The sequence below is a fragment of the Commensalibacter papalotli (ex Servin-Garciduenas et al. 2014) genome (assembly GCF_000527695.1).
Lineage (GTDB): Bacteria > Pseudomonadota > Alphaproteobacteria > Acetobacterales > Acetobacteraceae > Commensalibacter > Commensalibacter papalotli.
The window spans coordinates 1-16,466 of the sequence record NZ_ATSX01000005.1 but is presented as its reverse complement, the minus strand read 5'-3'; the positions used below and the strand labels follow the sequence as shown (position 1 = coordinate 16,466).

Annotated in this window: 8 protein-coding genes; 1 reads left to right on the top strand and 7 read right to left on the bottom strand. The window is 38.1% G+C overall.

What is annotated here, in order from left to right:
• Window positions 1-95: 95 nt before the first annotated feature.
• From COMX_RS09925 to COMX_RS09915, 3 genes are read right to left on the bottom strand one after another with little or no spacing between them, the layout of a single operon-like run.
• Window positions 96-1,196, bottom strand: a complete 1,101-nt coding sequence (locus COMX_RS09925; protein ID WP_034340868.1) for a helix-turn-helix domain-containing protein — start codon at window positions 1,194-1,196, stop codon at window positions 96-98.
• Between the two features lie 28 nt (window positions 1,197-1,224).
• Window positions 1,225-2,283 carry an NAD(P)H-dependent flavin oxidoreductase gene (locus COMX_RS09920; RefSeq protein WP_034340866.1) on the bottom strand — a complete coding sequence of 353 codons (1,059 nt, stop codon included), beginning with the start codon at window positions 2,281-2,283 and terminating at the stop codon, window positions 1,225-1,227.
• Window positions 2,283-3,536: an aspartate kinase gene (locus COMX_RS09915; RefSeq protein ID WP_034340862.1), complete on the bottom strand. Its 1,254-nt coding sequence runs from the start codon at window positions 3,534-3,536 to the stop codon at window positions 2,283-2,285. Before COMX_RS09915 ends, COMX_RS09920 begins: the two co-directional genes overlap by 1 nt.
• A 185-nt stretch (window positions 3,537-3,721) precedes the next feature.
• On the opposite strand from COMX_RS09915, the gene ubiG reads away from it, so the two are divergent.
• On the top strand, window positions 3,722-4,474 hold the full coding sequence (gene ubiG / locus COMX_RS09910; protein WP_034340859.1) for a bifunctional 2-polyprenyl-6-hydroxyphenol methylase/3-demethylubiquinol 3-O-methyltransferase UbiG: 753 nt from the start codon (window positions 3,722-3,724) through the stop codon (window positions 4,472-4,474).
• 63 nt (window positions 4,475-4,537) lie between these two features.
• On the opposite strand, the gene COMX_RS09905 is transcribed toward ubiG, so the two are convergent.
• From COMX_RS09905 to COMX_RS09890, 4 genes are all read right to left on the bottom strand, one after another.
• Window positions 4,538-5,995 carry an autotransporter strand-loop-strand O-heptosyltransferase gene (locus COMX_RS09905; RefSeq protein WP_084051607.1) on the bottom strand — a complete coding sequence of 486 codons (1,458 nt, stop codon included), beginning with the start codon at window positions 5,993-5,995 and terminating at the stop codon, window positions 4,538-4,540.
• A gap of 43 nt (window positions 5,996-6,038) precedes the next feature.
• A complete protein-coding gene (locus tag COMX_RS09900; protein WP_034340857.1) occupies window positions 6,039-8,081 on the bottom strand; it encodes a fatty acyl-AMP ligase in 2,043 nt (680 codons plus the stop codon).
• Window positions 8,082-8,090: 9 nt separating this feature from the next.
• A complete protein-coding gene (locus COMX_RS09895; RefSeq protein ID WP_051462110.1) occupies window positions 8,091-14,714 on the bottom strand; it encodes a type I polyketide synthase in 6,624 nt (2,207 codons plus the stop codon).
• Between the two features lie 97 nt (window positions 14,715-14,811).
• Complete coding sequence (locus COMX_RS09890) at window positions 14,812-16,311, bottom strand: AMP-binding protein (RefSeq protein WP_084051605.1); 1,500 nt, start codon at window positions 16,309-16,311, stop codon at window positions 14,812-14,814.
• Window positions 16,312-16,466: the final 155 nt, after the last annotated feature.

Below are 16,466 nucleotides of genomic sequence, written 5' to 3'. Positions count from 1 at the left end.
CAAATTATTCAAAAGAAATCGCTATATAATCTTATCTAATAACTTCTTATTTAGGAACGTTTGATGAAAGGTGCAATTCTTTGTCCTCAATAAACTTAACGATTAAGCTGCTTTGCATTCAGATCATCAGCAGATACATCATGTTTAGAACGTGAAACAGGCTTGCTCACGACTGGTTTCTTTTTCACCTCTTGAGGTATTCCTTCATCAGAAGGGTGTTTTATATCACCATCTTCTGGGTTCAATAATTTATCAGCTTTTTCCTTATTCAGCACAAAACGACGCAAGGCTTTTCCCTTTTTCCCTAATGGTGAGGATTGAATATCGCCTTTTTGTAAAACAACAACACTAGGATTAGCAATTGTCAACAAAACCTCATCTTGATCGCTGGGAACTTGCCAAGTTTCATCTGTTTTTAATATTTTTTGATATAAAACTTTACCCGTTTTATCTTTGATCTGTAACCAACTAGGGGCAATTGCTTTGATCATCAACGGTTTCTCAGGCTCTTTTGTTTCAGCAGGAATGATATTTGTAACTGCAGGAGCTGACGAAGGTTGCTGTGGCAACTGATCAGAAGACACTGGGCGCATTAAATCCGTCAGAGGTGTTAATGGATTATTACCCACCTGTTTATTGTTATTAACATCAGCAGAAGTAGCCTTATTCTCATTGCCTGACATAGATACAGGATGTTCTGATGGCATAATAGATGCAATTTGTGGTGAAACTTGTTGAGGTTCCCCTACTTTTTGATCAAGTTGTGCTGGTGGAGGCGGGATTGTTTCAGAAGGGGATTGGTGATGATCAGACATCTTATACCAACCAATATACGCCCCAACCATAATCAAAAGACTAAAAAAAACAATAACTCCAGCTGGAATACCACTTTGCGGCACAGGGGCAGGAAACATCAACTTTGGTTTTTCAGCATTAGCTTGGCTTTCTTGACGAAAACGCTTCACCAACGCATCACTATCTAAGTTTAATAATTCAGCATAAGCCCTTAAGAAACCAGAAGCATAAGCAACACCCGGCAATTGATCAATACGCCCATCCTCTAATGCTTTTAAAAATATTAGACGAATACGTAACCGTTGAGAAGCTTCATCAAGGCTAAGCCCTAACTCTTCTCTACGATTCTTTAGCATATCTCCAATATTTTTCTCAGAGTGCAATTGGCTTAAGTCGCTCATGCTTCATTCAACCTAAGGTTAATTATGATTATTTAATCCGTTGACGTCTGACCACCAAGGCATCAACCGCTTGTTTCACTAAGTTATGAATAATTTCTTTAACTGGCAATATCTCTTTAACCATTCCCACAGATTGCCCTGCCATCACAGAACCATTCTCGACGTCTCCGTCCTTTACTGCACGACGTAAAGCACCAGCCCAGAAATGTTCAATATCTAATTGAGCCTCTTCTTTGCTGAGTTCTTGATTTTGATATTTTTGAATCATAGCCGCTTGATGCTTCATGAAATTTTTGGTTCCTTGATTAGCCAAAGCTCGAACAGGAATAACAGGAAAAGAATCATCAATTTGCACGGTTGTAACAGCATCACGAGCTGCTGCTCTGATAAAAGCTTTTTTGAAATTTTCGTGCGCTTGGCTTTCTACAGAAGCCGCAAACACTGTACCCAATTGCGCACCAGAGGCCCCCATTTCCAAGTATGATAAAATTGCATCCCCTCGCCCAAGCCCACCAGCAACAAAAACAGGCACTTCGCGAATAATAGGTAAAATCTCTTGAGCTAATACTGTCAAAGAAACAGGGCCAACATGCCCCCCTGCTTCTGCGCCCTCAATTACCAGCGCATCAACACCCATTTTTATCAACCGTTTAGCTAAAACCAAAGCGGGAGCAAACGCAACCACTTGTGCGCCACCATCTTTAATTTTTTTTATTGCTGCACCAGAAGGAACCCCCCCAGCCAGCACAATATGTTTTACATTTAATTTTAAACAAACATCAATTAACTCATTAAGCTGAGGATGCATGGTAATTAAATTAACACCAAAAGGCTTAGTCGTCATGGACTGCGTTGCAATAATTTCTGCTTCTAGTAAAGCAGGATCCATTGCACCACAAGCAATCACACCAAAACCACCTGCATTAGAAATCGCAGAAACAAGATGGCGTTCACTGACCCACGACATTGCACCTGCTAAAATAGCAACCTCAGAACCTAGAAACTCGGTTCCTCTGTTCCATAAAGATGCTAATTCGTTTTGCGCTTCTTTATCTAAACCCATCAAATCAACCCCGTTATGTTGCATTATTGAGCATCCAATCCATAAGCCGTATGTAACGCACGAACGGCTAATTCAACATACTCGGCTGCAACCAATACGGAAACTTTAATCTCACTAGTAGAAATCACTTGAACATTAATTGAACGTTCTGCCAATGTTTTAAACATGGTATTTGCAACCCCAGTGTGAGAACGCATACCAATACCAATAACACTGATTTTTACCACATCATCATCGGTTAACATTTCTGCAAAACCAATATGTTCTCTTTCACGTTCCAAAATCTTTTGAACATTTAATAAATCTGTTTTGGGAACCGTAAACGTCATATCTGTTTTTTGATTGCTACCACTGCTTTGCACTATCATATCAACATTTACGTTTTCGCGTGCCAAAGGGGCAAAAACTGATGCGGCAATACCAGGATGATCAGGAATATCTTTGATAACGACTTTAGCCTCGTTTAAAGAATATGCAATACCGGTAACTTGTTCTTTTTCCATAATTTCATCCTCACTTACAACCAAAGACCCAGGTAACGAATTTTCCATCGGTGCTGGATTATCATCAAAACTGGACAGCACCTGAACCCTGACCTGTTCTTTCATTGCCAACTCTACACTACGTGTTTGCAAAACTTTTGCACCAACAGAGGCCAGCTCTAGCATTTCTTCATAAGCAATCGCTGAGATACGTTTTGCCTTTTTGACAATTCTGGGGTCTGTTGTATAAATTCCATCAACATCTGTATAAATATCGCATCTTGTTGCTTGCATACTTGCTGCAAGTGCAACCGCAGAAGTATCAGAACCACCGCGCCCTAATGTTGCAACGCGACCATTATCATCAACACCTTGAAAGCCTGCAACAACAGGGACAACCCCTGATTGCATACATTCAATAAGCTTGGAAGAATCAATTGATTTAATTCTTGCTTTACTATGTGCATCATCTGTTAAAATTGGGATCTGCCATCCTGCCCAAGATCGTGATTTCACACCTAAAGTTTGCAAGGCAATCGCTAATAAACCACTGGTTACTTGCTCACCCGTGGCAACAATCGAATCATATTCACAAGGATCAAATAATGGGTTTAAAGATTCACAATAACCGACTAACTGATTGGTAACACCAGACATTGCAGAGACAACAACTGTGACTTCACACCCTGCCTCAACTTGCTTTTTGACCGTTTTCGCTACATTTCGAATTCTATCTAAATCGGCAACAGATGTACCACCAAATTTCATTACTATTCTAGGGGCATTAAGAGGCATAAAAGACAAACTCCGCAATGATTATTTCATTATTACTCTTTACATAATGAAACTATAGACTTTATTGATTAAAATATCGTTAATGAATTATTTAACCCAGTTATAATTGATAATCAAACTATTGACTTCTTTTTTTGTTTATAATTTGATTAATTCATCTTGGTGACCCTGTGAAAGGCCTAATTATGTCCACCGTTACACCACCTGACCCACACAATCAAAAGAATTCTGTTAAAGATGACGAAATTAATCGATTTAATGCCATAGCCAGTGAATGGTGGAATCGAACAGGCCCAATGAGCCCCCTACATGAAATGAATGCACTTCGTATCAAATGGATTCAAAATATTCTTAAAACATATCAACCATTAGATAAAACATGCCCGATTTTAGATATTGGTTGTGGCGTTGGTATCGCTAGTGAAGGCTTGGCCTCTTTAGGATATGATGTCATTGGTGTTGATGCTGCAAAAGACGTTATCCAGGCTGGAAAAAATCATTTAAATAGCGTGCCTCTTCCACCTAATAGCGGTGAAATAACCTATCAAGTAGGAACAATTGAAGAATTGGTCTATGAATCAAGACAATTTCAAATTATTAACGCCTTAGAACTATTGGAGCATGTGAATGATCCTCAAGAATTTGTTCATAATATCTCTAGGCTTTTAACAAATCAGGGAATTGCTTTTCTTTCTACAATTAATCGCAATATTCCCTCTTTTTTGTTTGCTAAACTAGGTGCAGAGTATTTAACTCGTAAATTACCAATTGGTACTCATAACTGGAAACAGTTTATAACACCTGCTGAACTTGGAAAGATGGCTCATCATGCGGGGTTACGTATAGTTGACATAGCTGGATTAACTTTGAGACCAAATGGCTGGAAAATAACTAATAACGTAAAAATAAATTATATGATTTGTTTATCTAAGGCATAATCTGCGTAATTAAAAGTAATTAAAAAGCCTTTGAGTTTTAAACTCAAAGGCTTTTTATAATAATTAGACTGAAACTACAGGTTGTTTACGGCATCCAGGGATTTTCATAATCGTACTGATTACATGTTGATGCGAGATCCCTTTTGTACACTCAAACTGACGAGGCGTATTTTGATGTTTTGGACAATATAAAAAATTAGTATGATCAAACTGATAACGAATATCATTCCAACAACTATTACATACATGTGTACTAAACACACGATAAGGAGTATTAAACTCAGTCGATGGATGCGTAAAACCAGAAATAATCACAACGGGTATTCCTGCACCCCAAGCCAACCAAGCCAGACCAGAAGACAGACCTACAAAAAATTCAGCATGTTTTAACCAACGAGCCCGTTCCGTCAAAGAGCGAGGTCCTGTTTGATCTTCTGCACCATTAGGAATATGATTCCAAACAAGGTCTCTCCCAAATGTAATTTCCTTATCAATACAAATAACTCGGTATCCAACTGACTTTAAAAATTCAATAACTTTATGCCATCCATATGGATTATTCCAATATTTACATTGTGTTGATGCTTGAGCTGCGATAACAACATAAGGTTCTTCTATTGGACGGGTATCATCATCTACAGTTAATTTAGGAGGCTCTTCAGTTGGATCAACACCCAAGATATAACCTGCTGTACGATGCAAACCAACTTGTCTGAAGTCTTGTGGTTGCCAATGATTATCCTCATCTTTAAAGAATAATCCTATATAATAGGAAGCATAAAAACTATCTTTTTTCTCTTGTTTTGCATACTCAACAGAATCAACAAATTTTATTTCTGGATAGGATTTTTCAAACAATTCAATTAATGGTTTACCAATTGCAACCGTCAAATTACAATGATGTTTCTTTCTAAATTTCTCAGCATAAGGCATCCATCCCAAAGAATCCCCTAATGAACCATTAGGGAAAACAATCAAAACATTTTTATCTTTAGCATCATATTTACGAGAAAAAACTTCTTCTACTTTTCCATCTTTATGAATTTTACAAACTGTTATTTTTCCGTTTAAGAAATGATGCTTTGCTGTTGCTGCATGCCCTACATCAAAGCAAGGTTGATCTAACAATCCAACTTCTGCATCTAAATCATATAATTGGATACGCCACCCCTCACCTTCAACAGGTTTGGGAACACACACACGCATTCCAAAGTTAAAATCATAAAAAATACCATGCTCGCCTTCTTGTGTAGGCATCGCAGGAGGTTGCACAAGATTAGCCTCCACTGATGTAGGAGGCTGCACATTACTTGGTTGCGCTTGATTACCTTCAACAGAGCTTTGCACTTCTTGATTTGGCGTCATCTCTCCACCAATTTTAGGAGCAAATCTTTCTGATAATTCTTGAATGACTGGTGCTGCTACTGAATTTTTAGAATTTTGTTCTACTTCTTGCTCATCACGTGTTTTTAATTTAATCCGCTCAAAACCTTCAACTTTAACTTTGGAATCTTCACTCATTCTCTATGCCCTTTTTTTCTTTTTATATCATGCATTTTTATGATTATGCACTTACACTAATTTGGCCTGCCAGTAAATTACATAAATCCTTATAATCCTGACATGCTACCATAAACTCGGATGGATCAATTTGAATATGGAAATGATGTTCAAAAGCTCGTCTTAAATTTAATAACAGTTCTGAATCCACTTCTCTATTTACCAATTTCTCACGCGTTAATTCTTTAACATCTTCATCCCAATCTTTTGTTTCCTCAGCAATCCATTTTTCAACCTCAATTAATGCCTCTTCACGAGATAATGGCGGTGGAAGATCTGGTACTTCGTACTCAAACTTTTGAATAACAGGCAATGCATTTTCATGCAATGCTTTACGAGTTCTAGCAATTTGCGCTTTTCCACTTGGAGTCTTCAAAACACCGCCTGGACGTGTAAGCACAATCATTTTAGGCCAGATATCATACGTTTTTGTAATAACTTCATAAGCCTTTTCAGCAATTTCTTCATAAGAATTCAAAGGCTTTTTAACCAACTCTATGATAACCGTAATCGACGCAAAATCTTCTGGATTAGCTAAAAAAAACGCCGTTGCATTGGGCCTGATATCTGAACATGCAGCTTCTAAAGCACCACTAACATCATCAGGATCATATGTTTTTCCACGTAAAACAATGACATTGCTCATTCGTCCAGAAAAAAATAAATTATTATCTAATAAAAATCCAAGATCACCCGTACGTAAATAATTTTCATCTTGTCCTACAATTTTTGCATGGAATACTTCTTCTGTTAATTCTGGTCGTTGAAAATATCCCTTAGCAATACTAGGACCACTGATCCAAATCTCTCCAACACGTCCACTTCTGACCGCCTTGCGAGATTCTGGATCAACAATAGCAACCTTTTGATCCTCTAAAGACGTTCCACAAGAAATCAACTCCCTACGATCAAATTTGTTCGTGCTTGGCCAAGCAAAACCAGCCATTAATGCACTTCGAGAAAAACTTCTAAATTTAGGAGAAACGCGCCTTTTTGTTCTAGTCACAGTAAGCGTTGCTTCAGCTAAACCATATCCAAACACTAAATGACGGGCTCTGAAACCCACATCAGCAAATTTTTTACAAAAACGTTGCATGATATCTGCCTGGGCCGTGTCTGCACCATTAAGAGCAAGCTCCCAATGAGACAAGTCTAGTTCTTGCATTTCTTCTTCGGTAACTTCTCTTGTGCATAAATTATATGCAAAAGTTGGGCCACCAGACATACTGACTTTATATTTTGTTAATGCCTTTAACCAACGAACTGGCTTTTCGATAAAATATTTAGGAGGCAATAATGTACATCGCCCCCCAGTTCCAATAGCCAATAATACACAACCAATCAATCCCATATCATGAGCTAAAGGCAACCAACTTAACCCACTATAGTCCTCATCAAGATACTCATAGCTTTTTGCCTGATGACGTAAATTAAAAATCAAATTACGATGTGTTAATTCAATACCACGAGTATTTTTAGTTGTCCCTGAGGTGTATTGAATAAATGCGACCCCTTGGTTATCCCCTTTAATAGCGATTTTATTTTTTGCATTTAATAAAACCTCCAAAGAGACCCATATAGGTTTACAATCAAGATCTTTATGAACAGCCTTGTAATCAGCAAGAATTTTGCGCGGCCCAATAATCAATCTAGGCTGCGCATCATTTGCTACCATTTCAAAGCGTTCATCACTACGCATCACATCAATATGAACACCAGAGGCAGGAATCATTCCTGCATAAATACATCCAAAAAAAGCAGAAATATAATTTAAATCATTATCACATAAAAGAAGAACACGATCTCCCTTTTTGCCAAAATGAAGTAAACCCGCTGCAATTGTTGCTGCATTATCATCTAATTGAACACTCGTTAAATGGTCAACTGGGTTACAATCACCATCCAACAAAGTATACAAAACCATTGATGGGGAAAGTTTTGCACGATGCTGTAACATGTCGACCAACGTAGATGTGTGCCAGTCGACAATGCCATAAGCCTTACATGCCCAATCTTCCTCGGTATCATCTGGAATAATAAGAGCCATTATTTATGCTTATTCCACTTCTTTCTTTGAAGCATCTTCAATTATCGGTGTAATCTCTTCAGATTCAGATGTAGGTGTTTGCGCATCAGAATCAAGAACTAACGACTCATTACTTTCAAATGGAACCTTCAGCTTTCTTAATAATACTTTACCCACATCTTGCAGATTTTCTTCTTTCATTAGTTGTAATAATGAAATTTCACATCCTAATGTGTTACTAATCGCAATCTGTAATTCCACACCAACCAATGAATCAATACCAAGTTCAGTTAAACGAGTATTACCATCAATACTGTCCGGCGGAATTTGTAAAGTTTTAGTCAGAATATCAATTAAATTTTGCACCACAAAAGGTAAACGTTCCTCTAAAGGTAATGCATTCAATTGACGTAATGCTTCAGTTTGCTCGTATGAAGAATTTCCTAATGTAAGCAAATCTTGGAAGCGTCCAACCGAACGACTGATTGGGAAAACGCCAAACCACTTAGACCAATCAATATCCAATACACCAACACAAGGTTGATCTGCTTTCCAAAGTAATGAAATCGTTGCCAAAGCTTCTTTAATCGCAATAGGACTTACCCCAATAGCTTCAAAGTTTTTAGCAGCACGGCTATCTTTTTGGAACATTGACCCACCGTCAATCGCACCCCACTCAATCGCAAGAGCAGGAAGACCAATTTCTTTACGGTATTTTGCTAAAGCATCCAAGAAGAAGTTCGCAGAAACATAAGCTGCTTGCCCAATATTTCCAAGAAGATTAGTAGCAGAAGAGAATAAAACAAAATGATCTAGATCAATATCTTTGGTTAGTTCATGTAAATTCCACGCCCCTTGTGCTTTAGGCAACATCACGCGAGCCAAGCGTTCATCATCCAGATTTTCAATAACACCATCATCAATCACTGCTGCACAATGGAAGATACCTTTTAAAGGAACATCCAATTGAGTTACTTTATCAATAACAGATTTGATACTATCGTAATCCGTGATATCTGCCTGCATTTGATATAAATGCACATCGTTTTGCTCTAACACCTTAATTGCTTTTTGGATATTCTCATCATCTTTTTTCAAAGAACGCCCAACAACAACCAAATGTCTTGCACCAAGTGCTGCCAACCATTGAACCAGTTGTAAGCCCATACCACCAAATGCACCCGTAATCACATAAACCGCATCAGCAGAAACTGTTGGCAAGTCTTTTGGAACAGGTTTAACCATGACATCTTTGGTATCGGTAAAATCAATAACAATTTTACCAATATGTTGAGCAGAAGCCATCTGTCTGAATGCTTCGATACATTTTGATGCTGGGAATATCGTACATGGAGGCATTACGATGTTTCTCATCATTACTTGTCGTGTAACTTCGATCAACATTCGCATAATTTCATCTGGACGTTGAGCCAACATACGATCCAAATCCATAGAGAAAAACGCGATATTGTCGTTAAACGCCTGCATTGGCAGCCATTTTTCTTCAACAATATCTCGTTTACCTACTTCAAAGAAACGTCCAAACGGCGCAACTAGTGCCAAGCTTTCATGTAACAATTCACCTGATAAAGAATTCAGAACAACATCTACCCCTCTACCATTCGTTACTTCTTTAACACCATCAACGAATTCTAGGTTACGAGAATTCCAAACGTGCTCACATCCAATATCGCGCAAATATTGACGTTTTTCATCATTGCCTGCTGTGGCAAAAATTCGAGCTTTTTTTAATTTTGCAATTTGAATGGCCGCTAATCCTAAACCACCCGAAGCTGCATGAATTAAAATTGTTTGTCCTTCTCTCAAATTAGCAAGATCAATTAGAGTATAATAAGCAGTTGAGAAAACTGTAGGCATTGTTGATGCTTCAGCATTTGGAATTTCTTCAATCAGCTCATTACGAATACGATCCACCTCTTCATCACTAAGATTGTAACGTTTTGCTTCTCTAATCATAGAAGCTGCATCAAGATGGACGGCATATAAATTCTCAATTGGCACAATTGCATGAGAAGTTAAACAATCACGAATGGACACGACCATGCGATCACCAACTTGATATCCAGCTTCATGGGCACCTTCACCAACAGCAACAATACGCGCAGAAGCCTCCATACCTAATCCAGCTTGATGGAATGTATGTTTCATCACACTACGAGGCAACAAGCCCATGACTTTCAACACATCTTTGAAGTTCAAAGATGACGTGATAATTTCAAGTTCAATATGTCCTGGAGGTGGTTTTTGGCGTTCAAATGCATCATAATGGATTTGATCCAACATTCCTGAACGACCAGGCATCAGACGATATCCAACGTTATCCCCTGCTTCAGTCAAAGGAATAAATTTAACATCTTCTTGGCTTTTAAATGGAACCAGACGAGATACAAAACGTGTATCTTTTCTTAATGCAACATCATCTTCCATATCATCAGATAAAATTTCAGCTGCTATTACACCAGGCTCCGTGATGGTCATATCTGCATCAATATCAACCATTTTCATTTGTAATTCTGGACGCTCTAGTGAGAACACACGCACAAAACCACGTAATGAAGATTGATTCAGATTAACGATATTTTCATCTTCAAGAACTTTTTCTGCACCATGCGTCAAGATAACAAAACGAAGATTTTCAGTAACGTCTTTTTCTTCAAGAGCAGGCAGCCCTTTTGAAAGAACTAACATTTCTTGAACTAAAGATAATCCAATTTTATCTTCGGTATTATCAAGCTTACTGCGTAAATAAACGACAGCTCGACATTTATGCAAATCTATGAATGAGAAAAAGCCTTTATAATCCTCAGCTTGATCAGGACGTATATTGTAAACATTATCAGATTCTTGACCTGATTTATCCCCCAAACAACCTTGGAAAACAGAAACCCCCTGAGATTCCAACTCTGCAATCAACGGCGTAGCAACCACATCATTATCTGTAATCACAGCAACACGAGCAATTTCACCAAGTAAAGATAAAGCCTCTACTTGTTTCCATTCATAGCGATATAACCAACGTGCACGTTTTGCTTCTTTTTGTTTTTCAGTAGCAAGCTCTTTAACCGTCAAGCCTTTAACTTTAAGAACTGGTTCGCCTTTTAAGTTATAAAGGAAAATATCACCAATAAAGAGGTCATCATCTTTTCTGAAATTACACGCATAAGCATAAAGTTCACCTTCATGTCTGCCGTAATACATTACACGATCAATACCAACAGGCACAAATGTTGTATCTGCTAGGGCTTTATCTTTAGCGCCTAACAAACCAAATAATTGGAAGGCACCATCAAGCAGCGTTGGATGAATATAATATTCTTCAACAGTTTCTTGTTCACTTTCTGCAAGTTTAAGATGTGCTAATGCAACACCATCTCCACGATGTAATTCATGGATAGTCTGGAATGCAGGTCCGTATTCTAATCCATGCTCACGCAGTTGCTCATAGAAGAAAGCAGTATCAACCTGATCTGTAATTTTGGCTTTTAATGCACTCAGATCTTCAATATCATCCCCACCCCATGGAGAGGTACGACGTAAAGAAACAGAAGCATATAAATCCCAATTGGTTGAATCGTTTTCAGTACGACCATAAGCCAATAGACGACTTGTTAATTCATCAACACTCCAAGTCATATATGGATAGAACTTACGATCAGGATCAACAACCATTGCTTTTTTAAGCTGCAAATGTTCAATGATAGCTGGCTCTTGCATTTCTTTAGGCGCATTAATTGCAAGTTGTGCGTGCGCTGCAATAGCCGCTTCTACATAAGCAGCACCAGGAAGCACCATCATTCCTTCAATTTTATGATCCACTAACCATGGCATAAAATTAATATTAAGCTCGGACAACCATCCTCGAGAAGCAGACCAATCCACATCTCCTAATACAGGATTTAAGCGAACAGCTAAACGGCGTTGTCTTGAATGTTTACTTTCACCAAAATAAACTTCTTTAGCCCAAGCATAGAACGGAAGGTTAATACGCTTACCATTAACAATTTTATTCCAATCTAACTCTAATCCAACTGCAGATAATGTTGATAGAACTTTAGCTAATGATTTTTCTTCTGGTTCATTACGATGCAACGTATAAGCTGTACCAATAGAAATATTTAATGTTGCTGCGCATTCTTTAATAGACGCAGATAAAACAGGATGAGGCCCTACTTCTAAAAATAAAGAGTAGGAATCATGAATCATTGTTGAAATAGCTTCGGCAAATAATACGGTTTGACGAAGGTTACGATACCAGTAATTCGGGTCATGAAAGAACGTATCATCACAAATATGTCCTGTAACCGTTGAATAAAGTGGAATAGTTGGTGTTTTGGGCTGAATACTCTCAACAGCCTCTTCAAATTCATCGCGAATATCAGTCATAATTGGATTATGATAAGCCAATTCAACCTTCAAGAAACGGTTAAATTCTGAACGTTTTTCTAATTCAGCCGCGATTTTTTCTAGGTTTTCTTTACTACCAGATAATGTAAATGAACGTGGGCTGTTAATTGCAGCAACCGCAACATCCCCCTCATAATCTTTAATCAGTTCCGCTGAAGCAGAAGGCGCCATCCCAACAGCCAACATCGTACCTTTGCCAGCAAAAGTTTGTTGCAGACGACTACGATGGTAAATTACTGTTGTCGCATCTTTAAGACTAAGTGCGCCCGCAACATATGCAGCTGCAGCTTCACCGACACTATGTCCAACAATAGCAGCTGGACGAATACCATATAACTTCAACACTTCAGCTAAACACACCTGAACAGTAAATATTCCAGGTTGAGCCACTGCAGTTTCATGAATACGAGATTCTTCTTCTGTTTTTTGCATTTCAGCAAGAATTGACCAACCAGAAAGCTCTTTAAAATACTGGTCAACCTCTTTAGCGATTGCTAAACATTCTGCAGGGCCATGCTTTAATAGCCATTGTCCCATCCCCCACCATTGAGGTCCCATACCAGAAAATACAAAAGCAGGTTGTGTCTGAGTTTTAATTTGTTGTTGCCCAACAATAACATCAGGATTAGGTTTATCTTGAACAAAATCCTCTAGTTTTTGAGCAATTTCCTCTTTTGTTTTACCAAATGCAACCAAATGTCTTTGGAAGTAAGAACGATGTTTACCAACAGAATAACAAATATCATCTAAAGAAGGACTGTTCTCTTCTTTTAAGAAAGCAGCATAACGCTCTGCCATCAACTTTAAAGAAGGTTGTTGTTTCGTAGATAATGATAAAATATAGCTATCAGAAGGTAAATTTACCATTTCTGAATTGATATCTTGACTAACTTCCTCTTTGCGAGGTGCGCGAATAATTGCATTCGCATTTGAACCACCATAGCCAAAAGAGTTAATAGCAGCATAAAGATCTTTAGCTTTTGTTGTTAAAGGAACAACTTCATCTTGCACCAATCGCAAATTCATTTCTTCAAAAGGAATATTTGGATTGGGTTCCTTCAAATTAGCCTGAGGAGGAACAGCCTTATGTTCAAGACATAAGCAAGCCTTAATCAATCCTGCAACACCAGCAGCGGCTTCTAAATGTCCAATATTTGCTTTAACAGACCCTATAATAACAGGATCATCTTTGGCACGACTTTTTCCAACTGTATTAGAAATAGCTTGTGCTTCTAATGGATCACCAACAGGCGTTCCTGTTCCGTGAGCTTCTACATAAGCAATATCTTTTAAATCAACATTTGCTTGCTCTGCAACAACACGAATAAGCTTTTCTTGAGCAATAGCACTAGGGACGGTAATTCCTTCATTATGGCCGTCTTGGTTAATACCAATACCACTAATAACTGCATGAATTTTATCGCCATCTTCAATAGCATCTTCAAGACGTTTTAAAATGACAATCCCACAACCTTCACCACGACCATAGCCGTCAGCAGCAGAATCAAAGCTTTTACTTTTTCCGTCTTCAGCCATAAAGCGTGCCTTAGCAACCAAGGCACCTGACTGTGGGATCAACATAATATTAATACCACCAGCCATACCCATATCACTGTCGCCATTTCTTAAGCTTTGGCAAGCTAAATGAATAGCGGTCAATGATGAGGAACATGCTGTATCTAACGCCAAAGATGGCCCACAGAAATCAAAGAAATATGATAAGCGTGCTGAAATCATCGTGGTTGATGCTGTCGTTGCCAAGAAGTTGGTCTCAGCATTTCCTTCACTTGCATAATGACTGGATTGCATAATCAACCAGTCAGTTGCAAAAATCCCAACAAATACACCAACTTTTTTCCCAGCATATTTAGCAGGAACCAAACCGCCCTCTTCCATTGCCTCCCAAGCAACTTCTAATAACACACGCTGTTGAGGATCACACTGTACTGCCTCTTTAGGGGACATACCAAAGAAAAGAGGTTCAAACTCATCAATCGGTTGTGTTAAAAAACTTCCATTTAAAAAGAAACTTTTGGCAACTGTTGTATTATCTTTGTCGTAAACCTCTCTCCAATTCCAACGTGTTGGCAAGATACGACTAACTGTTTCTTTTTTTCCACAAACAGCTTCCCAAAAACTATCCAGATCAACGATACCACCTGGAAACCTACACCCAATACCTACAATGGCTATTTCACCAGAATATTTCTTATTATTAACTACCTGCATGGTTCTCTCTATATTCCAATATAATCTTATTTTTTGAGTTATATACCATGTAAATGACTATTAAACCCAACCGATAACGAACTAAACTTTTTATATTTTATTTTTTTGTTGCCACATATTGCTGCGTTGCAGCCATACTTAACTGATATCTTAAAACGCGATCTGTCAAATCACGAGGAATTTGATTAACCCACATCACCCTAATATTTGGCAAATTATGGAAATTTTTCTCTAACACAGCACTAACTTTGTCCACATCAAATCCATCCCCTCGAACGATTGCTAACCATGGTTCAGGAACACCACTAGAATTAGGCATTGAAAATAATGCAATATCCTCAACCCCAGGAACAACACGAAGAATATGATCAATTTTGTTGGCATAAAATTTATCACCACCAAAATTATATAACTCATCAACACGACCAAATATTCTTAAACAACCATTTTCATCCAAGATCCCTAGATCCCCAGGATAAAACCAACCATCTCTAAATTGTCTTTTTGTAGCTTCTTCATCTTCATAAAAATGATCAATAATATCAGCACTTTTAATGCGAATATTGCCAACTTCACCAAAAGATAAAATATTATCTTGATCGTCAACAATTTGCACATCAACCCATGGCATTATCCATCCTGCCATATCATCATGTGTTACTTGTGTAATATGAGCCCCAGCAATAATACCACTTTCACTAGTTACATATAAAATACGCATATGCTCTGTTAAACGTTCCTTAACAGCCTCACGCAATTCTTTTGGAAAATGCCCCGCAGAAATCACCAAACGCAAATCTTTTACAGGAGGAATATCAACCGGCATATTCTCTAAAATTGCTTGAAGTTGTGATGGTGATATCACCATTAATGAAGGCTTTAGCATTGTAATTGCTGCTGGATATTGCTCACGATCCACCATTAAAACTATGCCACAAACAGACCAAATACTTAACGTACTTAAAAAACCATGAATACTACCAAAGCCTAATGTTGGTAACAAAACAGGAAAACGTTCCACTTTTTCCGTACCAACCCATGCAATATACTCCTGCTCTGCCATTCGTAAGATTGCAACTTCTAACATTCTTGCCGTAAAATCAATACGATGACGATCCGCAGAGGTCCCCGCAGAAATCGCAATCCTAACGACACGATCTGGATCCAGAGTCAATCTGACTGGTTCTACCTCAGGCCCCTCTACAACTTTAGAATACCATTCTAAATCAAGCACCCTCACTTGAGCTTGGGTTTCTATATCAAATAACGCATCACTAATGATGAGGTCTGGTTTTAAAACAGATACCTCCTTAGCAGCAATTAAACTATCATCAGCAACAGAAGCTGTTGCAATACCAAGGCGACTTAATGCCATCAACAACATCCAATGAGGATGCATTTGTTGATAAGAGACTGCTACAATCTTAGGAAGAGGCGTTAATGTATTTAATAACTCTCTTGCCAACCGGTTAATGTCTGCATCCATCTTAGCAAAAGTAACCGAACCATCAAACGAAAGCATTGCCACTTTATTAGGGGCTATTCTTGCAACATGCTCTATAAACCGATCATACATAATTAAACAGGTCTCCATCATCAGAACAATAAAAACTTTCCTTTTCTATAATTATAGAAAAGGAAAGTTTCATATTTACAAAGTTACATCAATTTATTTATAAATCGATTAAAATTACGCAATTTTCTCTGCGACTTCAATCATATCTACGAAATATTCTGATGTTGCGGTTAATT